This is a genomic window from Corynebacterium sp. MSK073 (assembly GCF_030232085.1).
Taxonomy (GTDB): Bacteria; Actinomycetota; Actinomycetes; order Mycobacteriales; family Mycobacteriaceae; genus Corynebacterium.
In genome coordinates, this window is record NZ_JASPIY010000006.1 from 54,813 (window position 1) to 81,512 (window position 26,700).

Sequence of the window (26,700 nt, forward strand, 5' to 3'; positions counted from 1 at the left end):
ATGAATGCAGGGGATTTATTTGGAAAACCGCAGGATATGGCGTAAAGTGTTCCCGCGTGCCTGCGCTACAACCGGTGGACGCGCAAAGCCCTGCGGGTTTTGCGTGCTGAACTGGCGAAACGCAGAGCCGAAAAAGAATTGAACATCAACTTTGTTGTAGGCCCCTCGCCGTTTATGGCGGACCGTTGTCTGAATCAAAGGGTGGCGAGCGCCTTGCGGTATTGACCGTGAGGAGCGTGAGTAGCCCGAAATCACACGGAAAACGCTTTGGTGAGCACGGGAACCGCAACGAGAAAGGTACACGGTCACTCATATGACTATGACTGATCCTATTGCCGACATGCTGTCGCGTGTGCGTAACGCAAGTAACGCACACCACGACGTCGTGTCGATGCCTACCTCCAAGTTGAAGGCAAACATTGCTGACATCTTGAAGCAGGAAGGCTACATCGCTGACTACACCGTTGAGGGTCACACCCTGTCCCTCGAGCTGAAGTACAACAACCGCGAGCGTTCCCTGTCTGGTCTGCGTCGCGTGTCTAAGCCGGGTCTGCGTGTGTATGCAAAGTCCACCGAACTGCCACAGGTCTTGGGCGGCCTGGGCGTGGCTATCATTTCCACGTCCCACGGTGTGCTGACTGACCGTCAGGCTGAGGAGAAGGGCGTAGGCGGAGAAGTTCTCGCCTACGTCTGGTAAAGGGAGGTTTGACACATGTCTCGAGTCGGTCTAGCACCGATCGCCGTACCAAACGGCGTCGAAATCAACATCAACGGCCAAGACGTTGAGGTCAAGGGGCCTAAGGGTACCCAGAGCGTAAACGTTCCGGATCCGATCACCATCAACGTGGAAGACGGTATCTTGACCGTTTCCCGCCCTGATGATCACCGCAAGCACCGTGCACTGCACGGCCTGTCCCGTTCGCTGCTCAACAGCGCCGTCATCGGCGTGACCGAGGGCTTCACCATCAAGATGGAAATCTTTGGTGTCGGCTACCGTGTGCAGCAAAAGGGCCAGGACCTGGAATTCAGCCTGGGTTATTCCCACCCGATCCTCATCAAGGCTCCGGAGGGAATCACCTTCGCAGTGGACGGCAATACCAAGCTGTCCATTACCGGTATTGACAAGCAACTAGTCGGACAGATCGCCGCTAATATCCGTCGCCTGCGTAAGGACGATCCTTATAAGGGCAAGGGTATTCGCTACGAAGGCGAGCAGATCCGTCGCAAGGTCGGAAAGACGGGTAAGTAAGCAATGGCAAACACTGAAAACACGAAGCGCACTCCAGTCGGCAAGGACATTTCTTCTCGTCGTCGCGAAGCACGCGCACGCCGCCACTTCCGTATCCGTAAGACCCTGCGTGGCACCCCTGAGTCCCCGCGCTTGGTCCTTCACCGCTCTTCGCGCCACATGCACGTCCAGGTCATCGATGACCTGGCAGGCCACACCCTGGCTTCCGCATCCTCCATGGAAGCGGACATCCGTGCACTCGAGGGCGATAAGAAGGCAAAGGCTGCCAAGGTGGGCGAACTGATTGCTGAGCGCGCCAAGGCCGCTGGCATTGAGCAGGTCGTCTTTGACCGCGCAGGCTACAAGTACCACGGCCGCGTCGCTGCGCTGGCAGACGCCGCACGTGAAGGTGGTCTGAAGTTCTAATGATCATCGTCAACGGAAACATCAACGGAAGGATCGCGTAATGTCGGACCGTGAACAGCGTGACGGCGGACGCTTCGCCGAGAACAACAAGAACAACCGCGGCGGCAACGGCCGTCGCAACGATCGTCGTAACCAGCAGGACAACGAGCGCGATAAGTACATCGAGCGCGTTGTGACCATCAACCGCGTCTCTAAGACCGTTAAGGGTGGCCGCAACATGTCCTTCACCGCTCTCGTCGTCGTTGGTGACGGCCAGGGTCAGGTAGGCGTTGGCTACGGCAAGGCTAAGGAAGTTCCGGCTGCAATCCAGAAGGGTGCAGAAGAGGCTCGCAAGAACTTCTTCCGCGTACCTATGGTTGCCGGCACCATCACCCACCCGGTAGAGGGTCGCGACGCAGCGGGCATCGTCATGATGAAGCCCGCCGCTCCTGGTACTGGTGTCATCGCCGGCGGTGCTGCTCGTCCAGTGCTTGAATGCGCTGGCGTGCAGGACATTCTGTCGAAGTCCCTGGGCTCCGACAATGCACTCAACGTCGTCCGCGCTACCGTGGACGGCCTCAAGCAGCTGGTTCGCCCCGAAGAGGTTGCCGCACGCCGTGGCAAGTCCCTCGAAGAGGTCACCCCGGCCCGTATGCTGCGCAAGCGCGCAGGTCAGGAGGCATAAACAATGGCTCTGAAGATTACACAGGTAAAGGGCCTGGTGGGCACCAAGCCGAACCACCGCAAGAACATTGAGGCTCTGGGTCTCAAGCGCATCGGTCAGTCCGTTGTTAAGCAGGACACCCCGATCATCCGCGGCATGGTTCACAAGGTTCGCCACCTGGTCACCGTCGAAGAAGTGGCAGGGGAGTAAACCATGGCTGATATCATCAAGCTGCACGACCTGCGCCCAACCGCAGGAGCAAATAAGCCCAAGACCCGCGTTGGCCGCGGTGAGGCATCCAAGGGTAAGACCGCTGGTCGCGGTACCAAGGGTACCGGCGCTCGTAAGCAGGTTCCCGCTGCTTTCGAGGGTGGACAGATGCCCATCCACATGCGTCTGCCTAAGCTCAAGGGATTCAAGAACCCGAACCACGTTGAGTACCAGGTTGTTAACGTGGCTGACTTGGCCGAGAAGTTTGCCGATGGCGGCGACATCACCGTCGCTGACATCGCAGCTGCTGGCCTCGTCCGCGCTAACCAGCCGGTCAAGGTTCTGGGCAGCGGCGACATCAACGTTAAGTTGAACGTCACCGCAGACAAGTTCTCCAAGTCCGCTGTAGAAAAGATTGAGGCTGCTGGCGGTTCCGCCAACACCAAGTAATCTGGACTAGGGAATAACTACACCCCCTTTCCTCGCACCTTATGTGCGGGGTGAGGGGGTGTAGTCGATCTATGCGGGCGTATGCATGGCAGTGGTAGTGTTATCACCGTAAACACTCATCCCTACTAGCTAGGATTTTGCTATGTCGTCCATTTCTTCATTCCTTGCCGCTGTCATCTCCGCCGTGCTTGCGCTCGCCGGCTCCACCGGCCCCGTTGACACCAACCCGCAGCTGTCCCAGCCGGATAACGCTGAGACCGCGCAGGTGGCCCAAGCGCAGTAGTCGCGCTGATTAAAGCCTCGGGCCCTGTCAGGGATTGGGCCCGTAGCTGCAAAAAGGGTGGAACGCTTTCACTAGCGTTCCACCCTTATGTGTTTTGGGACCCGTCCTAGGCCTCGTCCACGGTCTTTTCAAAGAGGCCGGGAAAGCGGTCATCGGGGTCCGTTACGGCCTTGATGGCATCGGGAAGCTTTCCGCCGTAGAGCTCCTCGAACCGCTCCCGGGAGTAGAAGGCCTCGGAGTACAGCGACTTGTGGCCGCCCAAGTCATTGACCTTCTCTTCAATGACGCGGTTGAACGCACCATTGCCGGGGGCGCTGGGATCGACGTGATCGCCGTCCACACCGGACCAGAAGCCGACGTTGACCCACGTCTTTCCGGGGCGCAGCGGGTAGAGCGGCCAGGGGTCCTGGGACTCGGCGGCAATATCGCCGGTGCCCACGAGATCGCCCACACCATCGCGCAGGCGGATGGGGCAGAGCCAGACCGGCTGGATATCGGAGGCCTGGAAGAACCAGTGGAGGAACTCCGGGAGGTTTTCCGGGGTGACCTCGATATCCTGGACCACGCGCTCGGCGCGCGGCTTGCCGTGCGGCTTTTTGATGAAGTTGTACTCCAACTCGTACTTGCGGTCCAGGCGCACCAGCTTCCAGTAGAAGGAGCTGCGGCGCAGCTCGCGCGGCCAGACCTTGCGCACCTTGGGGTTCTGGGCGCCAAAGGCACGCGAGCACCAGAACCAGTCGGTATCCCAGCGCCAGATATAGTCGCGGATGGTAAGGCGGTCGCGTCGCATGCCCTGGGCGTGCTGCAGGCTGCGGTAGTAGATCTTATCCCGCGTGTAATCGGAGGTAGGGCCCTCCTCATCGGTAAAGCGGGCGAAGACGAGGTAAGCCTCGTCCTCGGAAAAGACCACGCCGTCTAGGCCATCGACGGACTCACCCTCGTGGGTGTGGTTGACGGAGACATCGGCAAGCACGCGGCTTGCCTCCTCCACCGTGTGGAAACGCTGCTCGCGCAGCTCCACGTAAGGCGGGACGGGCTCGAGCTCGATCTTCAGGCGCACCGCGTAGCCCAAAGAACCGTAGGAATTGGGGAAGAGGCGGAAGAGATCGACGTTCTGCTCGCGCGAGCAGGTAAGGATTTCGCCGGTGCCGGTCAGGATATCCATCTCGATGACGGACTCGTGCGGCAGGCCGTTGCGGAAGCTCGTGGATTCCACGCCCATGCCGGTCACCGCGCCGCCCAGGGTGATGGTCTTAAGCTGCGGAACGACGAACGGCATGAGGCCGTGCGGCAAGGTGGCATCGACCAAGTCCTCGTAGGTGCACATGCCCTGCACATCGGCGGTGCGGGCGAGGGGATCGACCTCGATAACCCCGCCTAGGTCGGAGACATCAAGGCCTACCTGATTCTCGCTGCGGCCGCGAAAGAGGTTAGAGGTCTTTTTGGCCAAGCGCACGCGCTTGCCGGCGGGGACCTCGCGGAAGCTGCGCAGTAAGGTGTCTACGCCGGCGCGGTGGGCCTGCCAGCCTACGGGCTCGATGCGCACGGCGTCGACGGGGCGCGGCTGCAGGGCAGAAACGCGCTCGCGTAAGTGATCCAAAAGGGTCATATGGGCTCCTTTTAAAAGCGGCTGTCTTCCCACCAACGGCGCTCAGGCACGCCGGCGCGGGAGCCGGCCTCGCCGAGCTTGATGCCCAAGAAGTGGTAGAGGTTAATGATATTGCGCTCGAAGCCCCACTCCGAGCCGGCCATGTAGATGCCGTAGAGGCGGGCGGTGGGCAGGCCTACCAGGTTGCAGGCCTCTTCCCAGTTCTCCTTCAAGTTCTCGCACCACTCGTGCAGGGTGCGCATGTAATCAAAGCGCAGGGATTCGGTGTGGAAGACCTCGAAGCCATTGTCCTGCATGGCCTTGGTGACGTTGCCGGAACCGGTGAGCTCGCCATCGGGGAAAATATAGCGGTCGATGAAGCCGCCTTTGGGCGTCTTGTGGTTATCCGGGTAGGTGATGTTGTGGTTCAACATCAGGCCGCCGATCTTGAGCTTGCTGTACATGAACTTGAAGAAGTCATCGTAGTTCTGCACGCCGATGTGCTCGATGATGCCGATGGCGGAGATGGCATCAAAGCCTTCTTCGGTGACATCGCGGTAGTCCATGAATCGGACCTCGGCCAGATCCTGTAGGCCTTCTTCCTCGATTTTCTTTTGGCCCCACTCGGCCTGCTCTTGCGACAAGGTCACGCCGATGGACTTCACGCCGCGGCGTGCGGCGTAGCGCACCATGCCGCCCCAGCCACAGCCCACGTCTAGGTGGGTGTCGCCTTCTTTCAGGCGCAGCTTGTCAAAGATGAGGCGGTACTTGTTTTCCTGTGCCTCCTCCAGGGTGGCGTCCGGGGTGGGGAAGTAGGCGCAGGTATAGGTCATGGAATCGCCCAAGAAGAGCTCGTAGAAGTCATTGCCCACGTCGTAGTGATCAGAAATAACGTCGGCGTCGCGCTCTTTGGAGTGCTTGGACAGGCCATCGTGCAGCTTGCGGCGCAGCCAAGAGGCGCGCTCTACCTCAGGCACCGGCTGGATGTGGAAAGCGCCCATGGAAGCCAGCGAGCGAACCACGCGGGCCAAGTCTTTAGCGCTGGGTTTTTCAAACTTGTCATACATGGCGTGCAGGGCATTGAAGATGCCGTACGGGTGGGCGGGGTGCTCGCCTTCTACAGAGATGCCATCGGTGACATAGGCGCGGGCGAATCCGACGTCGCCTGGGTGGGTGGCGATATAAGCAAGTCCGCCAAGGCTATTGATGGTGACCTTGTATTCGGCATCGACAGGGCCGGTGGCCGAGCCATCAAAGGCCTCCCAGCGGAACGGGTTGGGACTAGGGATGAAGACGTCGATGATCTCAGCAACGGTCATCGGCGTGAATTTTTTGCTCATTCAGACTTCTTTCGCAATGTTGGGGTCACACCAATAACGACCTTGGTGTTTAGGGACCGCAAGGCCGGAATCCTACGGGTAGAAAATTGCGCAGGGCAATAATTAACATGGTAAACCCCTAGCGGAATAAGCGCGAAAGAATGGGCAATCATTGTCACATAATGCGGGTTAGATGTGGCTCGCAGTTATATAGCTGGTAGGGTTATGGGGTCAAAAGTGTTCCACCGTTCCTTTGGGACTCCTTGTCTTTACTTCTTAACGCCGTGTGAGAAAGATGTGGAGCCCTGAGGGGGCCAACGAGTGTCCACCTCCGTGTGTTGCTGCGTGAGGAATCCATAGATTCGCGCGTGACAGCGGTAGGCCAGGAGGATTTTGTAGTGTCCGCCATTTTGCAGGCTTTTAAGGATGCCGACCTACGCAAGAAGATCGTCTTCACCGTCGTGATGATCATTGCGTACCGCATCGGTGCACAGATCCCGTCGCCGGGTGTAGATTACGCGTCAATTGCAGGACGCTTGCGTCAACTGACAGAGGAATCCGGAGACCTCTACTCCGTGATTAACTTGTTTTCTGGCGGCGCCCTATTGCAGCTGTCGATCTTCGCCATCGGCATCATGCCCTACATTACGGCGTCCATTATCGTGCAGCTGCTGACCGTGGTCATCCCGCGCTTTGAGCAGCTGAAGAAGGAAGGTCAATCTGGGCAGGCGAAAATGACCCAGTACACCCGCTACCTCACGGTCGCCTTGGCGCTGCTGCAATCCTCCGGCATCGTCGCGCTGGCGGACCGCGAGCAGCTGCTGGGCCAGGGCGTGCCGGTCTTAGCAGAAGACCGCAACTTCTTCACCCTCATCCTGCTCGTGGTGACGATGACCTCCGGTGCCGTCCTCGTAATGTGGATGGGCGAGCTGATTACGGAAAAGGGCATTGGCAACGGCATGTCCCTGCTCATTTTCGCTGGTATTGCTACGCGCCTGCCTACCGATGGCATGAATATCCTGCAAAACAACGGCGGCATGGTCTTCGCGATGGTGTTGGTCGGCCTTATCGTCTTGGTCGTCGGCATTACCTTCATCGAGCAGGGCCAGCGCCGCATCCCGGTGCAGTACGCCAAGCGCATGGTGGGCCGTCGCCAGTACGGTGGCTCTTCCACCTACTTGCCGCTCAAGGTCAACCAGGCCGGCGTTATCCCAGTCATCTTCGCCTCCTCGCTTATCTACATGCCGGTGCTGATCACGCAGATCGTCAACTCCAGCTCCGTGAACACCCCGGATAACTGGTGGCAGCGCAATGTCATTGCGCACCTGCAGGCGCCGTCGTCCTGGCAGTACATCGTCTTGTACTTCCTGTTGACCATTTTCTTCGCATACTTCTACGTTTCGGTGCAGTACGACCCCGCCGAGCAAGCGGATAACATGAAGAAGTACGGTGGCTTCATCCCAGGCATCCGCCCGGGCCGCCCTACGGCGGAGTACCTCGGCTTTGTTATGAACCGCCTGCTCAGCGTCGGTGCCCTGTACTTGGCGTTGATTGCCATTTTGCCGAATATCCTCCTGGACCTCGGCGTCGGCCACTCTTCTGCTAACGGCACCTCCGCCTTTGGCGGTACCGCCATCTTGATTATGGTCTCCGTCGCGTTGACCACGGTCAAGCAAATTGAATCCCAACTTCTCCAATCCAACTACGAAGGACTATTGAAATAATGCGTCTTGTACTTCTTGGCCCTCCCGGTGCTGGCAAAGGCACCCAGGCAGCAATCCTGAGCGAAAAGCTCGGCGTTCCACACATCTCTACCGGTGACCTCTTCCGCGCCAATATTGGCGAGGGCACCCCGCTGGGCGTTGAGGCGAAGTCCTATATTGACGCCGGAAAGCTAGTGCCTACCGATGTCACCGCGCGCATGGTAGAAGAGCGCCTCAGCCAAGACGACGCCAAAAACGGCTTCCTCTTGGACGGCTTCCCGCGCACCACCGAGCAGGCAGACATCCTGGAAGAGCTGTTGTCCAAGAAGGGCGAAAAGCTCGACGGCGTATTGAATTTCGAGGTTTCTGAGGACGTCGTTGTCGAGCGCATGATGGCCCGCGGCCGCGCCGACGATAACGAGGAAACCATCCGCACCCGCCTGGGTGTCTACCGCGATGAGACCTTCCCGCTCATCGAGCACTACGGCGATGCCATCATCCCCATCAAGGCAGAAGGCTCCGTCGAAGAGATCAACGCTCGCGCCATGGAAGCGCTGGGCAAGTAATGGCTTTTCGGCGCCGCACCAAGCGCATTCCCGCCCGCACCCCGGGCGAGCTGGATGCTATGCAGGCGGCTGGCGAGATCGTCGGCAAGGCGCTGCAAGCAGTCCGTGCCGCGGCGGCGCCAGGAGTGAGCACGCTGGAGCTCGATGCGGTGGCGGAACAGACAATCCGCGATGCCGGTGCCACCCCTACCTTCAAGGGCTACGAAGGCTTTCCGGGCTCCATTTGCTCCTCCGTTAACGATGTCATCGTGCACGGCATCCCGGATGCTAAGACGGTGCTTGCCGATGCCGACCTCGTCTCCATCGACTGCGGCGCCACCCTCGATGGGTGGGTAGGAGATAGCGCGTGGTCCTTTCCCATCGGCGAACTCGACCCGGGCGTTGCGGCATTGAACGCGGCGACCGAATGGGTGCTCATGGAAGGGCTACAGGCGATGGTGCCGGGCAACCGCCTGACGGATGTCTCCCACGCCCTGGAGCAGGCGACTTACCGCGCAGAGGACAAGTTTGGCGTATCCCTCTACATCGTGGATGGTTACGGCGGACATGGCATTGGCCGCACCATGCACGAAGAGCCCTACTTGGAAAATGAGGGAAAGCCCGGCCGCGGTCCCCTCATCCAGGAGGGCTCCGTCCTGGCCATCGAACCCATGCTCACCTTGGGCACCGTCGATAGTGCGGTGCTAGAAGATGACTGGACGGTGGTCACGCTCGACGGCTCCGTTGCCGCCCACTGGGAGCACACGGTGGCCGCGACGGTGGACGGCCCGCGCATCCTCACCAGGCGCTACTAATACTTATTCCCCGAAAAATCGCCGCTTAAACTAGGCGATAATTCCCTGAAAGGTTTATACTCACCACTATGTCTAAATTCAGCCTCCGCAAGTTAAGTGCCACCGTTGCTGCACCAGCAGTGGCTGGCGTCATGGCATTGAGCACTATTGCCGGCGCCCCGGCAGCTTCTGCTCAGCAACTCCCTAATCTCGACCAGCTCACCGCACAGGCCCAGCAGCAGGTTGATAACTTCCAAGGCCAGACCCGTGACCAGGCATGGCAGACCCGTACTGACATCCTGGATCAGGCTGAGAAGTACGCCCCAGAACTGGCACCGAATGTACAGTCCGCAGTGGATAGTGCACTGGAATTCCTTTTCCCGGGCCTAGTTGCGCAGAAGAACGAGGAAGCACGCCAGGCTCGCGAGGCCGCTGAGCGCGCACACGCACAGCAGATTGCGGAAGAAAAGGCGAAGGCTGAAGAGGCGGCGCGCCGTGCGGAGGAGCAGCGCCGCGCTAACCAGTTCGACCGCGGTTCCTGCCCGGCAGACGCCAAGATCTGTGTCGACCTTGACGGCCGCCGCACCTGGCTGCAGGAAGGTGGCGACGTCTCCTACATTTCCCCATCCATGTCCGCCGGCATGGTGGGTGAGGAAACCCCGCGCGGTACCTTCCACGTCAACCGCAAGGTGAAGGACGAAATCTCCCGCGAGTTCAATAACGCACCGATGCCGTACTCCATTTACTTCACCAATAACGGCCACGCTTTCCACCTGGACAACACCAACGTTGACTCCAACGGTTGCGTGCATCTGCCGTACGATGCCGCGGTTCGCTATTGGAACGATGTCCAGATTGGTGACAAGGTCTACATCTACTAATTCGATGTAGCTCACCGCGTTAACGCGCCTCGCCCTCGCGCTTGGTTCCAGAATCAGGAACTGAGCTCGAGGGTATTTTTAGTTTTACTCCGCTGGTTTGGGATTTATGAAAGTGCGTACGGTTTGGAAATCGTGTCGCTGCAGCGTATGCTGGTTTGACGGTGTATAGCGCCAGTAGGTCTGGTTGGCTTGCACCACCGCAGTAGACAACAAACATGCAGGTGACAGGTACTTGTCTGTCGCCAGAAAAGTAGAGGTTATGGCTAAGGAAGGCGCAATTGAGGTAGAGGGTCGCATCGTCGAGCCTTTGCCAAACGCAATGTTCCGTGTCGAGCTCGACAATGGGCACAAGGTTCTTGCACACATTTCCGGTAAGATGCGTCAGCACTACATCCGCATCCTCCCGGAGGATCGCGTCGTCGTAGAGCTGTCTCCTTATGACCTGACCCGCGGACGCATCGTCTACCGCTACAAGTAAACACAGTCAGCCTCCTCACCCAAGGGCGAAGCATGGTTTTGTTCTGTACACCTCAGGCTACGGTGGCCTGAGCCCGCACTGGTAAGCAACCCAAGGATCCCCGGCACGGTCCGGGCGAAGCGTTGCATGGAGCGGGACGGATGGGGAGAAAACCGCCGTAACAACCCGAAAGGACACGCCTTATGGCACGTCTAGCTGGTGTTGACCTCCCACGCAATAAGCGTATGGAGGTCGCTCTCACCTACATCTACGGCATCGGTCCAACCCGTGCCAAGGAATTGCTAGAAAAGACTGGCATTTCTCCTGACCTGCGCACCGACAACCTGGATGATGAACAGGTTTCGGCACTGCGTGACGCAATTGAAGGCTCCTGGAAGGTAGAGGGTGACCTCCGCCGCCAGGTTCAGGCTGATATTCGTCGCAAGATTGAAATCGGAAGCTACAAGGGTCTGCGCCACCGTCGCGGTCTGCCGGTACGCGGTCAGCGTACGAAGACCAACGCGCGTACTCGTAAGGGCCCGAAGAAGACGATCGCAGGAAAGAAGAAGTAGTTCATGCCTCCAAAGACTCGTTCCGGCGCACGCCGTTCCGGCCGTCGCGTCGTCAAGAAGAATGTGGCTCTGGGCCACGCATACATCAAGTCCACCTTCAACAACACCATCGTCTCGATCACCGATCAGACCGGTGCTGTTATCTCCTGGGCATCCTCCGGCCACGTTGGCTTCAAGGGTTCCCGCAAGTCCACTCCGTTCGCTGCGCAGATGGCCGCTGAAAGCGCCGCACGTAAGGCAATGGACCACGGCATGAAGAAGGTTGACGTATTCGTCAAGGGTCCGGGCTCCGGCCGCGAGACCGCCATCCGTTCCCTGCAGGCTGCAGGCCTCGAGGTTTCCTCGATCACGGATGCAACTCCACAGCCGCACAACGGCTGCCGTCCGACCAAGCGTCGCAAGGTTTAAGGGAAGGAAAGAGGTAAGAAAATGGCTCGTTACACTGGCCCCGCTACCCGCGTATCCCGCCGTCTTCGCGTCGACTTGGTCGGCGGAGACATGGCATTCGAGCGCCGCCCGTACCCTCCGGGACAGGCTGGCCGCAACCGCATCAAGGAATCTGAGTACCTGCTGCAGCTCCAGGAGAAGCAGAAGGCAAAGTACACCTACGGTGTGCTGGAGCGTCAGTTCCGCCGCTACTACACCGAGGCTAACCGCCTCCCAGGCAAGACCGGTGACAACCTGGTCATCCTGCTGGAGACCCGCCTCGACAACGTGGTTTACCGCGCCGGTCTGGCACGCACCCGCCGCCAGGCTCGCCAGCTCGTTTCCCACGGTCACTTCACCGTGAACGGCAAGAACATCAACATCCCGTCCTACCGGGTTACGCAGTACGACATCATCGATGTCCGCCCGCGGTCCCAGAAGATGGAATGGTTCGAAGACGCTCAGGACGCTCTTATCGATGCCAACGTACCGGCATGGTTGCAGGTCGTTCCTGATACGCTGCGCATCCTCGTGCACCAGTTGCCCGAGCGCGCTCAGATCGACATTCCGCTGCAAGAGCAGCTCATCGTCGAGCTTTACTCGAAGTAAACTGTTATACCGCACGGCCCTTCACGGCCACGCGGTCCATCAGGAATCTTCAACCTCAAGATTTTTACCCCCTCTACCGGCGTCAAATAGCGGTCGCCGAAAAGGAGAATTGAAATGCTCATTTCCCAGCGTCCTCAGCTCACCGAGGAATTCATCGACTCGTCTCGTTCCAAGTTCGTTATCGAACCGCTCGAGCCGGGCTTTGGTTACACCCTCGGTAACTCGCTGCGTCGCACCCTGCTGTCGTCCATCCCGGGCGCAGCGGTAACCTCCATCAAGATTGATGGTGTGCTCCACGAGTTCACCACCATCAACGGTGTGAAGGAAGACGTTTCTGAGATCATCTTGAACATCAAGAGCATGGTCCTGTCCTCCGACTTCGATGAGCCGGTGGTTATGTACCTGAGCAAGGAAGGCCCTGGTGATGTCACCGCGGGCGATATCCAGCCGCCGGCTGGCGTGGAGATCCACAACCCGGATCTGCACATCGCTTCGCTGAATGACACCGCTAAGCTGGACATTGAGCTCGTCGTTGAGCGCGGCCGTGGCTACGTCCCGGCTGCCGCAACCTCTGGGGAAATCGGCCGTATTCCAATCGACCAGATCTACTCCCCAGTGCTGAAGGTCTCCTACAAGGTCGAAGCTACTCGTGTTGAGCAGCGCACCGACTTTGACAAGCTGACCATCGACGTCGAAACCAAGAACTCGATTTCCGCCCGCGATGCCCTGGCTTCTGCCGGCGGCACCTTGGTCGAACTGTTCGGCCTGGCACGCGAGCTGAACAACGCAGCCGAAGGCATCGAGATCGGCCCCTCCCCGCAGGAGACCGAGTATATCGCCGCCTACGGCATGCCTATCGAGGACTTGAACTTCTCCGTTCGCTCCTATAACTGCCTGAAGCGTCAGGAAATCCACACCGTCGGCGAGCTTGCAGAATGCACCGAGTCCGACCTGCTGGATATCCGCAACTTCGGTCAGAAGTCGATTAATGAGGTAAAGATCAAGCTGGCTAACTTGGGCCTTGCTCTGAAGGACACCCCTGAGGACTTCGACCCCACCCAGCTCGAGGGCTACGACGCAGAAACCGGTGACTTCAAGGACCCGGCTGCGGACGATTCCGAGTAAAGAATCACCCTGAACTGCGGCACTCGTTGCCGCGCGCTCAACTTTTACCGCACACGAGGAGTAAACAATGCCTACCCCGAAGAAGGGTGCCCGTCTCGGTGGCTCCGCCAAGCAGCAAGCTCACATGCTGAGCAACTTGGCAGCTAGCCTGATCGAGCACGGCGCCATCAAGACCACCGATGCCAAGGCGAAGGTTCTTCGCCCGTACGTCGAAAAGATCATCACCAAGGCTAAGTCCGGCACCATTGCTGACCGCCGCGCAGTGCTGAAGCTCATCCCGCGCAAGGATGTTGTTTCCCACCTGTTCGACGAGGTTGCACCGAAGTTTGAGAACCGTGAGGGTGGCTACACCCGCACCATCAAGCTGGACAACCGCACCGGTGATAACGCCCCGATGTCCCAGATCTCCCTCGTTCTTGAGGAGACCGTGACCTCCGAGGCTAACCGCGCTACCCGCGCTGCCGCTTCCAAGGCCGCTGAGGCTGAAGAAGCTCAGGCAGACGAGGCTGCAGAGACCGAGGCTCCGGCCGAGGACACCGCAGCTGAGAACACCTCTGCTGAGGAGTCCGAGGAGAAGTAATCTCCCTCGGCCACTGAATCCGCGTCGGCCCTAACGCCGCGCGTGGATTGCACCGACTACTCGCAGCAGTAGCGCACAATCGCCGCCTTCCCATACTCTTTACGAAGAGAGACGGGAAGGCGGCTTTTGTCGTTTTCCCTCAGCCCCTGCGCCGCGACCTCCTGGGCCTCGGTATTTTAGTGTGACTATGAGCCGGTTTCGTCGCGCATCCACCCGCGCATCCACCCGCGCAACCTCTTATGCGCATCCTCCACTGCGATAACTGAGCAATTACGGCCCTCAGATATTGCATTTTCTGCTCAAAACGAATAGGGGAGGTGTAGCAGGAGAAGTTGCACATTTCGGGAACCCGCCGCCGCCTCCGGTAGCATTAGGTCCACCATGACTGAAGCAGCACCGATCGCAGATGAGGGACCAGCGGAAGGATTCGTTCGGCTCCGGTTAGACCTGGCCTATGACGGCACCGATTTCCACGGCTGGGCTAAGCAAAAGGGCGGACTGCGTACCGTCCAGGGCGTGCTCGAGGAGCAGCTGGCCATGATCGCGCGCACGGAGGTGCCGCTGACGGTGGCCGGACGTACGGATGCGGGCGTCCATGCCCGCGGGCAGGTGGCGCACGTGGACGTACCGCAAGAGATGTTGGAACAACGGTCCGTAGGAGGCGATCCGGGAAAGTTAGTGCGCAGGCTTGCCAAGCTGTTGCCGGAAGACGTCCGGGTGCACGGCTGCGAGGTGGCGCCGGAAGGTTTTGATGCCCGATTTTCTGCGCTGCGTAGGCACTACGTGTACCGGATAACCACCAGCCCGCGGGGTGCGCTGCCGACGCGGGCGCGCGATACGGCCGAATGGTTCAAACCGGTAGACATCGATGCCATGCAGGATGCGGCCAACGCGCTGGTAGGCCTGCACGATTTTGCGGCCTTTTGCAAGGCCAAGCCGAATGCCACCACCATTCGAGAATTACAGGAATTTAGCTGGCAGGATGTCTCGACACCGGAAGAACCGCAGCTCTTTGAAGCCCGGGTGACCGCGGACGCCTTCTGCTGGTCGATGGTGCGCTCTTTGGTGGGCTGTTGCTTAAGCGTTGGGGAAGGCCGCATGGACGTCGACTTTGCCGCGGCATTGCTTCAGGAAACCAAGCGCTCCTCTCGCATTCCCGTAGCACCGGCGAGGGGCTTGTCCTTAGTACAAGTGGATTACCCGGAGGCGGGCGACATGTCCGCGCGCGCGCATATGACGAGGGAAAAGCGCACGACCTTGTGAAAACACGCTGCCAAGTGGCAGGGCCGTGGAGCCTACGCTAGCCTGAGGTCTGGGTTTATTTAGACTTTCGGGGAATTTTCGGGGGGAAATTCATGGCACGTCCATTGCCAACGACGAAGGCCCAAGTCTCGGGCCATAAATTTTTGCGCCGCCGCGTGGAACACGGGCTCGTATTGGGCGATACGCGCATGATCCATGATCCGCTAGCCCGCCGCCGCAAGGCGATGATATTCGGCGGGGTAGGCGTGGCCTTTTTGGCCGTCGGTTCTGGGCTTTTAGCCTGGTTGCAGCCGAGCCCGCAGCCAGGGGACGCGCCCATCGTGCGCTCGGAACAGGGCCAGCTCTTCGTGGATGTCAACGATACGTACCACCCCGTTTACAACCTCTCTTCCGCGCGGATCATCGCCGGCGAGGCGGCCGAGGCGCAGACCATTGGGGACGAGCATTTACGCGAGGCCTCGTTGGGCACTCCCGTGGGGATTTCGGATGCGCCCGGCTATTTGGCCGCACCGGGCGAGACCCCGCAGCGCTCGTGGGCGGCGTGCCTTGCCGGACACGATGAGCAGCCTGCCGATAACCCCACCAGCATCGATAGCCAACAGGTGGCCCAAGAAGAGGTCATCGTGGTAGCGGATCCGCCGCAGGAGGGCTTTGGGGAGGAGCGTGCTGCGCTCGCAGAAACGGATGGCACGCAGTGGCTGCTCACCGCGGACGGGCGGGTGCGTTTACCCGATGCGCAGAGCACGGAGGGCCGGGTCATCCGCCGCGGGATTGGCATCGACGGGAGCACCCATGCCTGGCCCGTTCCCGCGGAATTGCTCAATGCCTTTGCGGAGCAGCCGCCGCTGACGTTTCCCGATCCGCTGCCGGACATCATGGATACCGGGCAGGATCAGTGGGCCCGGACGGACGACGGCGTCGCCGAGCTTTCCGCCACCCAGGCTGACATGCTGGTTAGCTACGGCGCGACGCGCAAAGAAGCCTCACCACGAGAGATAGGCGCGCTTGCCGATTCCCCCTTAAACTTCCGCCTGCCCGCCACCACCTTCGACTTCGTTGACCCAGGTGAGGGCTGGATGTGCGCCGATAGCAACGGTGGGGCAGCGATGGTGACTGAGAACCCCGGGACGGTAGCGCTCGCAGGTGAGGGCATAGCGGATCGCTTCGGTGGGCTATCGGCAGGAGGAGTTGGTGTGGATACCGGGCATGGCTATCACGTTGTCTCGCCGACGGGGCAGCGCCATGCGGTGGACAATAAGGAACTCTTGGAGGCCCTCGGCACCGGTATCGGGGCGGAGGTTCCGTGGGAAATCATCCGGCTACTGCCAGAAGCCTCGCGCTTGGACCGGGACGAAGCTCTGCAGGTCAGCCGCTAGGCCGACTTGGCTCGGCGTAGCCCGCGGGCAACCGTCAGGCCGGTCAGCAGCAGGACTAACCCGCCGATCACCCACCCGGTACGGCTCGCCGCTGGGGAGTGTTCGTCTTTGGCGGGTTGGATGGTCAGATCGCGCGCGGGTGCGGCATATTCGCCATCGATATGGGTCAGGGCGGCGAGCGGGTCGATGAAACCGTTGCCGGGCTCGCCGGCAGAGAGGAGACGTTGGCGTATATCGGCGGCGCTGGCGTCTGGGTAGCGCTCGGCTAATAAGGCGGCGGTGCCGCTAACCACCGGAGCCGCGAACGAGGTGCCATGAAACTGCGCCAGGGAATCCTGTTGGTTCTTCCCGTCTGCCCAGCCACCGGCGGGATTAAGCGCTAAAGGGACGAAGCCGTGGGCGGATAATTGTGGGCCATCGGCAGGCGTGAGGGAGTACTCCGCCAGCGCGTGGGCATCCTCTTGGGCGCTAATGGATAATACGGTCGGTGAATCAGCGGGAAAGACGTGATCGCCTTCTTCGCAGGTGCCGGAGGAAATATTGCCGGAGGCTGCGATGACTACCGCGCCGGCATCTTCCGCGTGGCCGAGCGCCTCATCCAAGCGGGAGCTATCGATGCGCTGCGCGGTCTTCGCTGGAACGCAGGACACGACGGAAATATTGATGACCTGGGCGTTGTCCTCCACGGCATGATCGATGGCGCTGGCCAATGTGTCGAGCGAGCCGGTAGTGCTGTCCTCGTCGGACTCGCCGGCCGTGCCATCGTATTGGCGATAATGCGCGCTGGTTTGGCGGATGGCGCGGATCTCAGATCGCGGGGCGATGCCAATATCGTGCCCGGCAATGATGCCGGCTACAACGGTGCCGTGCAGGTCGCAATCCCGGTGCGGATCCGGTTCTTCCGGAGTGACTAGGTCCGCGCCTGCGGTGAGATTCGGCAGCTGATCGTGGTGGGCAACGCCGGTATCGATGACGGCTACCTTAATGCCCTCGCCCGTGGCAAAGGAATGCAGCTGGGAGCGGTAGGCGCGCTGATCCTCGGAAGGTTCTGGCGCTAGGGGAGAAGGATGCGCGGTGGCGCATTCCCGGTCCGGTTCCCGCGCGCCCGCGATGGGAGCTGCTGCGATGAAGCCGCCGGTTTCGGCGAGGACACACGCGGTGAGGGCACAAGCAGCAAGCCTTGAACTGCCGCTGAAACCAGGTAGTACGGAAGAACGACGCGAGCGATTGTGGTGCATTATCCTAGCCCCCGAATGAGCTCGAAGATCCCGGCGAGGTGCGCGGCAAGCGGCAGGCAGGCGGCGATGGTCAGGGACTCGATGCGTTCGAACCAGGCGATGGTTGTTGGTTCCACCTCGCTCATTTTGGCCGTCCACAGTGGTGCGCTTAACATCGCGGCAAGCAGGAGGGCGGCGACCGCCGTCGGCGCCCAAGCGCCGGCAAGCCCATTGGTGGCAATCGCATGCACGGCGCACAAGCAGGCGGTGAGGCAGGCAACCATAGCGACGAGCATGAGAGCCCAGCTGGCAAGCACGCGCCCGTGACGCGCGGCGTGCATGACCACCGTTCCGGCAACAGAGACGCAGAGCGCTTGGACGAAGCCGAGCCCGGTTAAACCGGTGCCGAAGAGCACGGCTATGCGAGAACCGATGGAAGCGTCTCCCGCCTCGTTCACGGTCCCGTCCGTGGCCACGAGGGTGCCGGTGCCGGTGAAACTGAGCGCGATAAGGGCCGGGATGAGGCAGAGCGCGATTGCGCAGCAGATGCCCTCGTAGGCGTACCCGGCGCGGGTGGCGCGATCGTCCACATCGGGCTGGAGTTCATCCGATACGGCGAGGTCTTGGCCTGCGGTGGGCAATTGCGGCACCTTGAGTCCCGCGGTGGCGATGGTCAGCGCGGGGGCGGTGGCAAGCACAATGACGCCTGCGATAACGGTGCCCGCGGCCGCTGCGGTGCCGTGGCTCGTGCCGATGCCCGAATTCCCACTGAGCCCAGGAAGCAGGTAGCTCACGGCCGCAATGAGCACTAGCCCGGCGATGGTGAGCACACCGGAGGTAATGCGTACCGTGCTTAACCGGGTGAGGTGGCAGGCCAATAACGCCGCGAGGAGGGTGGCGCTGGTGCTGAGGGCGGCATAGGGGGCATCGGCAAGCGCGGGCGAAATAAGCGCCCACCCGCTCGCCGCCCCTGCCGCCAGGGTGAGCATGACAAGCGATAGCGCCCGCGTCCACAGCGCGAGCACGAAGGCCGCGATGGCGAGCCCGGCGCAGGCCACCGCCGGAAGTGAGAGCACCCAGGCCACGGCGAAGGCCGCGGCAAGCCCAGTCCACGCCCAGACGATGGGAATGGCGGAGGTGGTGTCGTCGCGGCTTTGGGCGGCGAGGGATTCGGCCGCATCGCGGATTACGGGCGCGGGCCGCTCCTCGCGCGGGGAGAGCACCAGGATGGAGCCTTCCGCAAGCGGCGTGGCGGCAAGCGGTGCGGTGAGGTCGATGGTGCGCCCGGATGCCGTGCTGGCGCGCCAGGGTGAGTCGATCGCGGGTGCATCGACAAGATCGGTAAGTTCTGCCATGAGCTCGCCGAGGCTGGAGCTTAATGGCAATGCCACGTCTGCTTCCTTGTGGAAGGAGTCTGCGTGGATGCGGATGGTAAGGCGCAGGTGATGCGCCGTTGGAGCGGTCATAATTCCCCCGAATTGTCTAAAGATTGTGGGCGTCCCCCTTGCCCAATGCCACATATTGTGGCTTACTGGTGGCGTCGTGTCCACCGCAGCGCGGGGAATCTTGGCAGGGGGCCAAGAGCGCTAAGCGTGTGGATCGGGGGAGGATTTTACCCATGCTTGGGATCGGGGAAACCCACATCGTGGAGCCATTGTCCATGCCGCTTCGGGACGCGCCACCGCCGCTTCCCACCGGCACCATCGAGGCAGAGGAAGTTCCGGAAGCGGTGCGCCCACAGCCGGTGCCGCTGGTGCGCCTGCTGCTGCCCATCGTGATGATCGCCGCCATGCTGGGCATGGTGGCGTTGATGGTGCTGGGCGCGGGCGATTCGCGGCATATCAGCCCGGTATCCTTGATGTTTCCGCTGATGATGCTGGCCAGCATGGCCATGATGTTTGGGCCGCACAATAGCGGGCAGGACCCGGATGAAACCCGGCGGACTTACTTGCGCCACATTAAGGCGCTGCGGGAAAAGGCCCTGGATAATGCCGGTGCGCAGCGCGCACACGAGCTGTATCGGCACCCGGATCCGGCGGGGTTGGAACCGCTGGTGGGATCGCGGCGCATGTGGGAGCGCGGGCCTGATGATCCGGATGCCTTGGAGGTGCGCGTGGGCACTGGGCCCACCACGTTGTGCACGCCCATCAACGTGCCTGATTCTGGTGCGACCGAGGACCTGGACCCGGTCTGTGCGGTGAGCATGCGCCAGGCCATCAAGGCGGTGGGCACCGTGCCCGATATGCCGGTGGTGATCCAATTGCAGGCCTTTAGGTTTTTATCCTTTACCGGCAATAATGCCCGCGATACGGTGCGCGCCCTCGTCATGCAACTAGCCCTGGCGCACGGCCCCGAGACCATCGGGATCGAGGCCATCGGCGGCGATTGGGAGTGGCTGAAATGGCTGCCGCACACCCGGGAGCCGGACAAGGCGCGGTTTCGCATTGTGCTTGTCGATGCCCTCCTGACCACCGGCACCGAAGACTTCTTCCACGGCGATTCTTATACCACCGTCATTGAGGTAGATGGTGCGCCGTCGTCTGCGTTGAGCCTGCGCGCGGAACAAGAAGGCCTGTGCCTCGTCGCGGCGGATACCCTGCAGGCGGTCACGGCCGCGGGCGTGGAAGAACTGGGTACACCCGATAGTTTAGGTACTGCCTCGGCCACGATTATGGCCCGCCGGATGGCGGTCTTTCGCCGCCCCGATAGCACCTCTGGGCGCCGGGGCAATGATTTGCTGGGGCTGCTTGGTTACAGCGGCGTGGATGAGTTGGCAGCTAGCGGCATGTGGCACGGGCGCGATGGCGCCTCGCGGCTCATGGTGCCCATTGGCATCGATTCAATCGGGCAGCCGGTGACCGTGGATCTCAAAGAATCCGCGCACGGCGGAATGGGGCCGCACGGCCTGTGCATCGGGGCGACGGGCAGCGGTAAATCTGAGCTCCTGCGTACTCTTGTCACCGCGCTTGCTGCCACGCATAGCCCGGATGAACTCAACCTGGTGTTGGTGGACTTCAAGGGTGGTGCGACCTTCCTAGGCTGTGACCGCCTGCCGCATACCTCCGCGGTCATTACTAATCTTGAAGAAGAATCCACCCTGGTAGAGCGCATGTATGACGCCATTTCCGGGGAGATGAATCGCCGCCAAGAGCTCCTGCGCACCGCGGGAAACTTTGCCAATGTGGGCGAGTACAACGCCTCTGCGGATGCCGTGCGGGACTACGGCCCCTTGCCGGCGCTGGTCATCGTCGTGGACGAATTTTCCGAGCTCTTGGGCCAGCACCCGGATTTCGCCGAGCTCTTCGTTGCCGTGGGGCGCTTGGGGCGCAGCCTCCACGTGCACCTGCTTTTGGCCTCCCAAAGGCTTGAGGAAGGGCGCTTGCGGGGGCTGGACTCCCACTTGTCCTACAGAATCGGCCTGAAAACCTTTTCCTCCGCCGAATCCCGCCAGGTCCTTGGCGTCACCGATGCCTACCACCTTCCCGGCCAACCCGGCGCCGGCTACCTCAAATCCGATGCCGAGGATCTCACTCGGTTTCAGGCCTCCTACGTATCAGGGCCGCTCGCGCGCCGGGCTGCACCTGGCACGGGGACGCACGCGGCCACGGACCAAGATGGCAACCCTGCAGGGCCGCCGCGCCGGGTGGAGCTTTTTACAGGCTGGGCGCAGGACGATGCCGCTGCACAGAATTCGCCCTCGGTGGTCATGGATGAATCCACATCGGTTCTTACCGAGGTGGTTCGCGCCGCCGGTGAGGAGGCCGCCGCGCGGGGCCAGGAGGCCCACCGCATCTGGCTGCCACCGCTGCCGCCGGTCATCGAGCTTTCGTCCCTCGATATGGAGAATGCGGGTTCCACCGCAGGGCAACTATCCGCGCCGATTGGGGTCATCGATAGGCCTTACTACCAGCGCCAAGACCAATTGGTCATCGACTTTCACAAGCACGGCGGCCACCTTGCCCTGTGCGGGGGACCGCAATCCGGCAAGTCGGGCGCGCTGCGCACGATAGTCTCCTCCCTAGCACTCAACCGGCGGCCGGAAGATATCCGTTTTTATGTCATCGACTTGGGCGGTGGGCAGCTAGCCGCCCTCGACCGGCTACCGCACGTTGCCGGGGTAGCCGGGCGCGAAGAAGGCGAAAAGATCCGCCGCATCGTCGATGAGGTTGCCGGGTTTATTCGCCGGCCGGAATCGCGCGAGACCTTCTTGATTATCGATGGCTGGCACCACATCGGCCCATCCAATGCGGAGTTTGAGGATATAGCCGAATCCATCACGGATATCGTTGCGGACGGCGCCTCCGCCAACGTACACGTCGTCATCGCCACCTCCCGGTGGACCACGATGCGCCCGGCGATTAGGGATCTCATCGCAAACCGCCTCGAGCTGCGCTTAGGTGAGGCGCTCGATTCGCTTATTGACCGCAAGCTGCAGCAAAAACTGCCCAGCGCTCCGGGCAGGGGGCTGACACAGGCCGGCGAAAATATGCTGCTCGCGCACACCTCGAATCAAGATATTGCCCATATCTGCCGCGTGCATGCTAACGCCGTTCCCGCCCCGCAGCTGAAGATGTTGCCCGCGGTCCTGACCCCAGAGGCGCTGGCTGCCCATGGCGAAGCCCCCACTGGCGGCATCCCGTGGGGCATCGGCGGGCGCGACCTTTCCACCTTGGCCTGGAATCCGGAGCGCGAACCACACCTGGTTGCCATCGGCGCCCAAGGCTGCGGCAAGTCCAACTTCTTGGCGCAGGTCATGCGCGGGATTAGCCGCCTTCCGCGCGAGGCGGCGCGACTGGTGGTCATCGATCAGCGCCGCGCCCATCTGGGCACGCTGGATCAGGACATGGTGGCGGCCTATGCCGCAACGCAATCCAGTGCGCAGGAGGAAATCGTCAATACCGTTCGCACGCTGGAACAACGCTTGCCGGGACCGGATATCACCCCAGAGCAGCTCGCCGCCCGCGATTGGTGGGCGGGCCCGGATATTTACGTGGTGGTAGATGATGCGGACTTGGTCAGCGATATCGCCCTCGCGCCCTTGATCGATCTCTTGCCGCACGCGCGGGACATCGGCTTGCACATGGTCATCGCCCGAAAATCCGGCGGCATCGGCCGGGCGCTGTTCGGTCAGTTCTTTTCCGCGGTGCGCGACCTGCAACCCGCATTCCTGCTTTTCGATGCCGACCGCGATGAAGGCACCATCTTCGGGCTCAAGCCCAGCCACCAGCCGCCTGGGCGCGGGCAATGGAGCATCCGCGGCGAAAACTTGGGAATCGCCCAGGTGGTTTACGGGGAAGGAGAAGAATAAATGTCTACAGAAACGCCTATCTCCGCACCAACGGCAACGATTACGGTGACCGTCATGGATGCGGCCACCATCTTTGAAGGCCCAGAAACCGTGTACCGCTACGATCTCGCCGGAACAGGCATCGTAGAAGGCAAGGCCTTAGGCCACGTCATGGACCAGATTGCGAAGATCGCTGGATCCGCCTGGCCGGACGTGGACGTATCCGTCATCGCGGATCCCTCTGGCACCGCCGTCTCCCGCGAGGCCGTCACCATCCTGACCCGACAACTCGATGTAGCTGGCGCCCGCGTGCGGCAGCAGGACGCAACGCCCGCACCGGAATCAACTCCAGTACGAGAGGCTGAATCGGTTGCGGGCGAGGCAGGGGCGCAGGAAACAGTGCCTGCATCGGCTTCGGCGGCTCTTGCAGACGCTTCAGAATCCGCGCCCACAGCCCAGATGGATATATCCATGGAACGCGCGGAATCGGGAATGGAAACCGAGACTGGCACCGGAACCGGAACCGGAACCGGAACTGGAAAGCGAGCAGGAAAGGAGAGAGGAACGGGCACCCGGTGGGCCGATAAGCTGCGCGGCTGGATAGGTGCCATCGACATGTTCCACGTCGCGATCGTCGTGGTGATCCTCGCCGTCGTCGGCGCCTCGTGGTGGGCCATGGGCGCGAATGCGTCCAATGATGAGGAAGACGGCGAGGCGGTCACCACCGCTGGAAGTGCCACCGCTGCGAGCGCCGCCGATTCCGTGCCGACGGACGAATCTGGTGGTGGCAGCGATGACAACGCGGACGCGGCTGGCGACGCGGGCGGTGATGGCGAGCTCAACCCAGGCGAAAAGCGCCTTGATATCGAAGGGCTGTCCGTCGTCCTTCCCACCGGATTTCAGGCCACTGTGGAGGAAGGCCTGGTGACCGCTACAGGAGAAGACCCTGATCTAAGGATTCTCTTAGCGGCGGACTCGCTTTTCAACGTTCCAGCCAGGGCGCTCTTTGATGAAATCAAAGCCCAGGTGGATAAGGATCCAGAACTGCGCGATGTATCTGAGGACGCGGGGCGTTTGCACTATGTAGAAGACCCCGGCGATGGCTCCGTAGTGGAATGGACCATATGGGAAGATACCGGCCACCACATGTCGGTGGGGTGCCATACCCGGCATAACGCTAATGCCGTGCAAAAAGCCGCGTGCCGGATGGCCACCGAATCCCTGAGCAAGAAATAAACAGAAAAGTTTTTAACATCCCGGGAACCAAATGGGTCTGAGCACAGTCCAATAACGGTGAGAAAGCACAGAAGCTTTTTCGGGGGAAATCACACTCAACATCTCTTCCCGCCCTAAGGAGGGGCGCACTGTTATGTCTCAGACTTTTAAGACACAAGCCGATGTCATGGTCTCCACCGCCGGCCGCGTCGATAACACCAATGACGAGGTCCAAGGCGAGCTCACCCGTCTGCAGGGTGTCGTTGATTCTGTCCGCGGCAGCTGGGCCGGCCAGGCGCAGGTTTCATTCGATAACTTGATGCAGCGCTACAACACCTCCGCGCAGCAACTGCGCGAGGCATTGACCTCGATTTCTGAAAACATTCGCAGCAATGCCCACAACTTCGACAACGTCGAAGCCGAAAACACCCAGGCCTTCTCCAATGTTGGCGGCGGCCTCGCCCTGTAACCCAGTCACCTCCACCAGCAAATTCGAAAGGAAGCATTTTCGACATGTCCGAGATCAAGTACCAATTCGGCGCCATCTCTTCTGCCGCAGCCGATATCAACGCCACCTCCGGCCGCATCAACAGCACCTTGGCCGACCTCAAATCCCGCCTGCAGCCCATGGTGAGCACCTGGGAAGGTGAATCCGCAGTGGCCTATAACCAGGCCCAGGCCAAGTGGGATAAGGCAGCGCAGGAACTCAATACCGTGCTGGCAACCATCTCCAAGACCGTGTCCCAGGGCAATGACGCCATGAGCGATGTCAACCGCCGCGCCGCCGCTAGCTGGGGTTAACGCACCCTTGGCAGCATCTATCTAGCCTGCTTCTTTAAAGCGCAGTAGGGGAGTCGGGCGGTGCCCGTGCCCGTATCCATCCGGCAGGAGGCGAACGCAGCCGCTGTCTCCTTACCGCGCTACTTGTACAAACCGCCACATAGAACCTCTTTTACCGGTACCTCTTCTTCCTGGAAAGGTGCCGGTTTTGGCGTTTTGGTCTTTTACCCCGGTAGCGGCTAAAGTTGTAGCCCTATGTGTTCGCTCGTCGGCAAGCAGCTGGCGAAGCGCTTCCCGCAGGTCTCCACCGGCCGCTGTTGGGAAGCGAATGGATGCTTAGCGCTGGCCGGCAGTTCCGAGACAGACTTTCAAGGAGTCATTTTGTCTACTTTCCACCCAAAGAGCGGTGACATCACCCGCAAGTGGTACGTCATCGATGCTACTGACGTGGTGCTGGGCAAGCTTGCTTCCACCGTGGCAGACCTGCTGCGCGGCAAGCACAAGCCACAGTTCGCACCCAACGTTGACACCGGTGACCACGTCATCATCATCAACGCTGACAAGATTCACGTTTCTTCCACCAAGCGCGACCGCGAAATGCGCTACCGCCACTCCGGTTACCCGGGCGGTCTGAAGTCCATGACCCTGGGTCAGTCTTTGGACGCCAACCCGGTCCGCGTTATCGAAGAATCTGTTGCCGGCATGATGCCGCACAACAAGCTCTCCCGCGCTTCCATCAAGAAGCTGCACGTCTTCGCAGGCGATGAGCACCCGTACGCCGGTCAGAAGCCGGAAACCTTCGAGTTTAAGCAGGTGGCACAGTAATGGCTGAGCAGAACATCGACAACAGTGTAGCCGAGGCTGCTGACATCGCTGCAGCAAGCGCCGCTACCGAAGAGTTCACCAACACCATCGGTGATTCGTTGGCTAGCACCAACCCTGAGACCGAGGCAGAGGTTGAGGCCGCTGCTCCGGTTCACGAGGGCCCAATTCAGACCGTCGGTCGCCGTAAGCGCGCCGTCGCTCGCGTTCGCCTCGTTGCTGGCTCCGGCCAGATCGTGGTCAACGGCCGCGAGTTCGCTGAGTACTTCCCGAACAAGCTGCACCAGCAGGACATCCTCACCCCGCTGACCCTGCTGGCCCGCGAGAACCAGTTTGACCTGAAGGTCACCGTTAACGGTGGCGGGCCGACCGGTCAGTCCGGCGCCCTGCGCCTGGCTATCGCTCGTGCACTCAACATCTACAACCCGGCTGATCGCTCCACCCTGAAGAAGGCTGGTTTGCTCACCCGTGACGCTCGTGCAGTTGAGCGTAAGAAGGCTGGTCTGCACAAGGCACGTCGCGCACCGCAGTACTCCAAGCGTTAATCTCGCTTCTATTGCGCGCGCAAGCACCCTACACTGCCGCTGCTTCCCATTCTGGGAGGCGGCGGCTTTGTTTTTGAATGACACTTTGGCTTGGCGATTAACACCGGTAGCTGGTCTTAAAAGCTGGGGTGAGCCTCATCTGAATTTGATCACAAATTGTAGAAGCCCACACGAGTTACTGAGCTTCTTCGACGTACGAATTTCAAGCTCCCAAATCAAATTTTGATTGTGGATTGTGACAGCTGTACTTCGTGGGTTATCAGTAACTCTAATGAATTTTATTAGCGGGGCGTACTTATCCGCTGGTGAATAGAACCTCGAGTACATTATCTGAGCTGATTTCGTGTGGCTTGGCA

At 60.7% G+C, this 26,700-nt stretch carries 29 protein-coding genes; 25 read left to right on the top strand and 4 right to left on the bottom strand.

Annotated features, from left to right (window positions below):
- Positions 1-313 precede the first annotated feature (313 nt).
- From rpsH to QP970_RS05435, 7 genes are all read left to right on the top strand, one after another.
- Positions 314-697 carry a 30S ribosomal protein S8 gene (rpsH, locus tag QP970_RS05405; RefSeq protein WP_005276990.1) on the top strand — a complete coding sequence of 128 codons (384 nt, stop codon included), beginning with the start codon at positions 314-316 and terminating at the stop codon, positions 695-697.
- A gap of 15 nt (positions 698-712) precedes the next feature.
- Positions 713-1,249, top strand: a complete 537-nt coding sequence (rplF, locus tag QP970_RS05410; protein WP_005276991.1) for a 50S ribosomal protein L6 — start codon at positions 713-715, stop codon at positions 1,247-1,249.
- Positions 1,250-1,252: 3 nt separating this feature from the next.
- Positions 1,253-1,654, top strand: a complete 402-nt coding sequence (gene rplR, locus QP970_RS05415; RefSeq protein ID WP_023016753.1) for a 50S ribosomal protein L18 — start codon at positions 1,253-1,255, stop codon at positions 1,652-1,654.
- 40 nt (positions 1,655-1,694) lie between these two features.
- Complete coding sequence (gene rpsE / locus QP970_RS05420) at positions 1,695-2,318, top strand: 30S ribosomal protein S5 (RefSeq protein WP_284869760.1); 624 nt, start codon at positions 1,695-1,697, stop codon at positions 2,316-2,318.
- Between the two features lie 3 nt (positions 2,319-2,321).
- Complete coding sequence (rpmD, locus tag QP970_RS05425) at positions 2,322-2,507, top strand: 50S ribosomal protein L30 (RefSeq protein WP_005276997.1); 186 nt, start codon at positions 2,322-2,324, stop codon at positions 2,505-2,507.
- Positions 2,508-2,510: 3 nt separating this feature from the next.
- Entirely contained in the window at positions 2,511-2,957 is a 447-nt protein-coding gene (gene rplO / locus QP970_RS05430; RefSeq protein WP_005277000.1) for a 50S ribosomal protein L15, read from the top strand.
- Positions 2,958-3,099: 142 nt separating this feature from the next.
- Positions 3,100-3,240: a hypothetical protein gene (locus QP970_RS05435; RefSeq protein ID WP_239269098.1), complete on the top strand. Its 141-nt coding sequence runs from the start codon at positions 3,100-3,102 to the stop codon at positions 3,238-3,240.
- 106 nt (positions 3,241-3,346) lie between these two features.
- On the opposite strand, the gene QP970_RS05440 is transcribed toward QP970_RS05435, so the two are convergent.
- Both QP970_RS05440 and QP970_RS05445 read right to left on the bottom strand, forming a co-directional pair.
- Complete coding sequence (locus QP970_RS05440) at positions 3,347-4,849, bottom strand: FAD-binding oxidoreductase (protein ID WP_239269096.1); 1,503 nt, start codon at positions 4,847-4,849, stop codon at positions 3,347-3,349.
- Between the two features lie 11 nt (positions 4,850-4,860).
- Positions 4,861-6,168, bottom strand: a complete 1,308-nt coding sequence (locus QP970_RS05445; RefSeq protein WP_239269094.1) for a class I SAM-dependent methyltransferase — start codon at positions 6,166-6,168, stop codon at positions 4,861-4,863.
- Positions 6,169-6,545: 377 nt separating this feature from the next.
- On the opposite strand from QP970_RS05445, the gene secY reads away from it, so the two are divergent.
- From secY to eccB, 12 genes are all read left to right on the top strand, one after another.
- Positions 6,546-7,871 (top strand): preprotein translocase subunit SecY, encoded by a 1,326-nt coding sequence (gene secY, locus QP970_RS05450; protein WP_239269092.1) that lies wholly within the window; start codon positions 6,546-6,548, stop codon positions 7,869-7,871.
- Positions 7,871-8,416 carry an adenylate kinase gene (locus QP970_RS05455; protein ID WP_126318292.1) on the top strand — a complete coding sequence of 182 codons (546 nt, stop codon included), beginning with the start codon at positions 7,871-7,873 and terminating at the stop codon, positions 8,414-8,416. The genes secY and QP970_RS05455 overlap by 1 nt, the downstream gene beginning before the upstream one ends.
- Positions 8,416-9,210 carry a type I methionyl aminopeptidase gene (map, locus tag QP970_RS05460; protein WP_239269090.1) on the top strand — a complete coding sequence of 265 codons (795 nt, stop codon included), beginning with the start codon at positions 8,416-8,418 and terminating at the stop codon, positions 9,208-9,210. The genes QP970_RS05455 and map overlap by 1 nt, the downstream gene beginning before the upstream one ends.
- A 68-nt stretch (positions 9,211-9,278) precedes the next feature.
- Positions 9,279-10,070 carry a L,D-transpeptidase gene (locus tag QP970_RS05465; protein WP_239269088.1) on the top strand — a complete coding sequence of 264 codons (792 nt, stop codon included), beginning with the start codon at positions 9,279-9,281 and terminating at the stop codon, positions 10,068-10,070.
- A 259-nt stretch (positions 10,071-10,329) separates the two neighbouring features.
- Positions 10,330-10,548, top strand: coding sequence for a translation initiation factor IF-1 (infA, locus tag QP970_RS05470; RefSeq protein WP_003854422.1), 219 nt, complete (start codon positions 10,330-10,332; stop codon positions 10,546-10,548).
- Positions 10,549-10,730: 182 nt separating this feature from the next.
- Positions 10,731-11,099: a 30S ribosomal protein S13 gene (gene rpsM, locus QP970_RS05475; RefSeq protein WP_023025213.1), complete on the top strand. Its 369-nt coding sequence runs from the start codon at positions 10,731-10,733 to the stop codon at positions 11,097-11,099.
- A 3-nt stretch (positions 11,100-11,102) separates the two neighbouring features.
- Positions 11,103-11,507, top strand: coding sequence for a 30S ribosomal protein S11 (rpsK, locus tag QP970_RS05480; protein WP_005277076.1), 405 nt, complete (start codon positions 11,103-11,105; stop codon positions 11,505-11,507).
- A gap of 21 nt (positions 11,508-11,528) precedes the next feature.
- Positions 11,529-12,134 carry a 30S ribosomal protein S4 gene (rpsD, locus tag QP970_RS05485; protein ID WP_023016758.1) on the top strand — a complete coding sequence of 202 codons (606 nt, stop codon included), beginning with the start codon at positions 11,529-11,531 and terminating at the stop codon, positions 12,132-12,134.
- 114 nt (positions 12,135-12,248) lie between these two features.
- Positions 12,249-13,259: a DNA-directed RNA polymerase subunit alpha gene (locus tag QP970_RS05490; RefSeq protein WP_239269086.1), complete on the top strand. Its 1,011-nt coding sequence runs from the start codon at positions 12,249-12,251 to the stop codon at positions 13,257-13,259.
- 67 nt (positions 13,260-13,326) lie between these two features.
- On the top strand, positions 13,327-13,839 hold the full coding sequence (rplQ, locus tag QP970_RS05495) for a 50S ribosomal protein L17 (protein WP_005277082.1): 513 nt from the start codon (positions 13,327-13,329) through the stop codon (positions 13,837-13,839).
- 381 nt (positions 13,840-14,220) lie between these two features.
- The gene (truA, locus tag QP970_RS05500; RefSeq protein WP_239269084.1) at positions 14,221-15,102 is read left to right on the top strand and encodes a tRNA pseudouridine(38-40) synthase TruA; all 882 of its coding nucleotides are present in this window, start codon (positions 14,221-14,223) and stop codon (positions 15,100-15,102) included.
- A 92-nt stretch (positions 15,103-15,194) separates the two neighbouring features.
- Complete coding sequence (gene eccB / locus QP970_RS05505; RefSeq protein ID WP_239269082.1) at positions 15,195-16,478, top strand: type VII secretion protein EccB; 1,284 nt, start codon at positions 15,195-15,197, stop codon at positions 16,476-16,478.
- On the opposite strand, the gene QP970_RS05510 is transcribed toward eccB, so the two are convergent.
- Positions 16,475-17,716 (bottom strand): S8 family serine peptidase, encoded by a 1,242-nt coding sequence (locus QP970_RS05510; RefSeq protein WP_239269080.1) that lies wholly within the window; start codon positions 17,714-17,716, stop codon positions 16,475-16,477. The two genes, eccB and QP970_RS05510, sit on opposite strands and share 4 nt — an antisense overlap.
- Positions 17,716-19,161: a ubiquitin family protein gene (locus tag QP970_RS05515; protein ID WP_239275519.1), complete on the bottom strand. Its 1,446-nt coding sequence runs from the start codon at positions 19,159-19,161 to the stop codon at positions 17,716-17,718. Before QP970_RS05515 ends, QP970_RS05510 begins: the two co-directional genes overlap by 1 nt.
- 152 nt (positions 19,162-19,313) lie before the next feature.
- Between QP970_RS05515 and eccCa the strand changes: the two genes are divergently transcribed.
- From eccCa to rpsI, 6 genes are all read left to right on the top strand, one after another.
- On the top strand, positions 19,314-23,003 hold the full coding sequence (gene eccCa / locus QP970_RS05520) for a type VII secretion protein EccCa (RefSeq protein WP_284771933.1): 3,690 nt from the start codon (positions 19,314-19,316) through the stop codon (positions 23,001-23,003).
- The gene (locus QP970_RS05525; RefSeq protein WP_239269072.1) at positions 23,004-24,218 is read left to right on the top strand and encodes a type VII secretion-associated protein; all 1,215 of its coding nucleotides are present in this window, start codon (positions 23,004-23,006) and stop codon (positions 24,216-24,218) included.
- A 133-nt stretch (positions 24,219-24,351) separates the two neighbouring features.
- On the top strand, positions 24,352-24,666 hold the full coding sequence (locus tag QP970_RS05530; RefSeq protein ID WP_005277114.1) for a WXG100 family type VII secretion target: 315 nt from the start codon (positions 24,352-24,354) through the stop codon (positions 24,664-24,666).
- A gap of 44 nt (positions 24,667-24,710) precedes the next feature.
- A complete protein-coding gene (locus QP970_RS05535; RefSeq protein ID WP_005277116.1) occupies positions 24,711-24,998 on the top strand; it encodes a WXG100 family type VII secretion target in 288 nt (95 codons plus the stop codon).
- A gap of 360 nt (positions 24,999-25,358) precedes the next feature.
- Positions 25,359-25,802: a 50S ribosomal protein L13 gene (gene rplM, locus QP970_RS05540; RefSeq protein WP_034653789.1), complete on the top strand. Its 444-nt coding sequence runs from the start codon at positions 25,359-25,361 to the stop codon at positions 25,800-25,802.
- Positions 25,802-26,344 (top strand): 30S ribosomal protein S9, encoded by a 543-nt coding sequence (rpsI, locus tag QP970_RS05545; protein ID WP_284869761.1) that lies wholly within the window; start codon positions 25,802-25,804, stop codon positions 26,342-26,344. The genes rplM and rpsI overlap by 1 nt, the downstream gene beginning before the upstream one ends.
- Positions 26,345-26,700 lie beyond the last annotated feature (356 nt).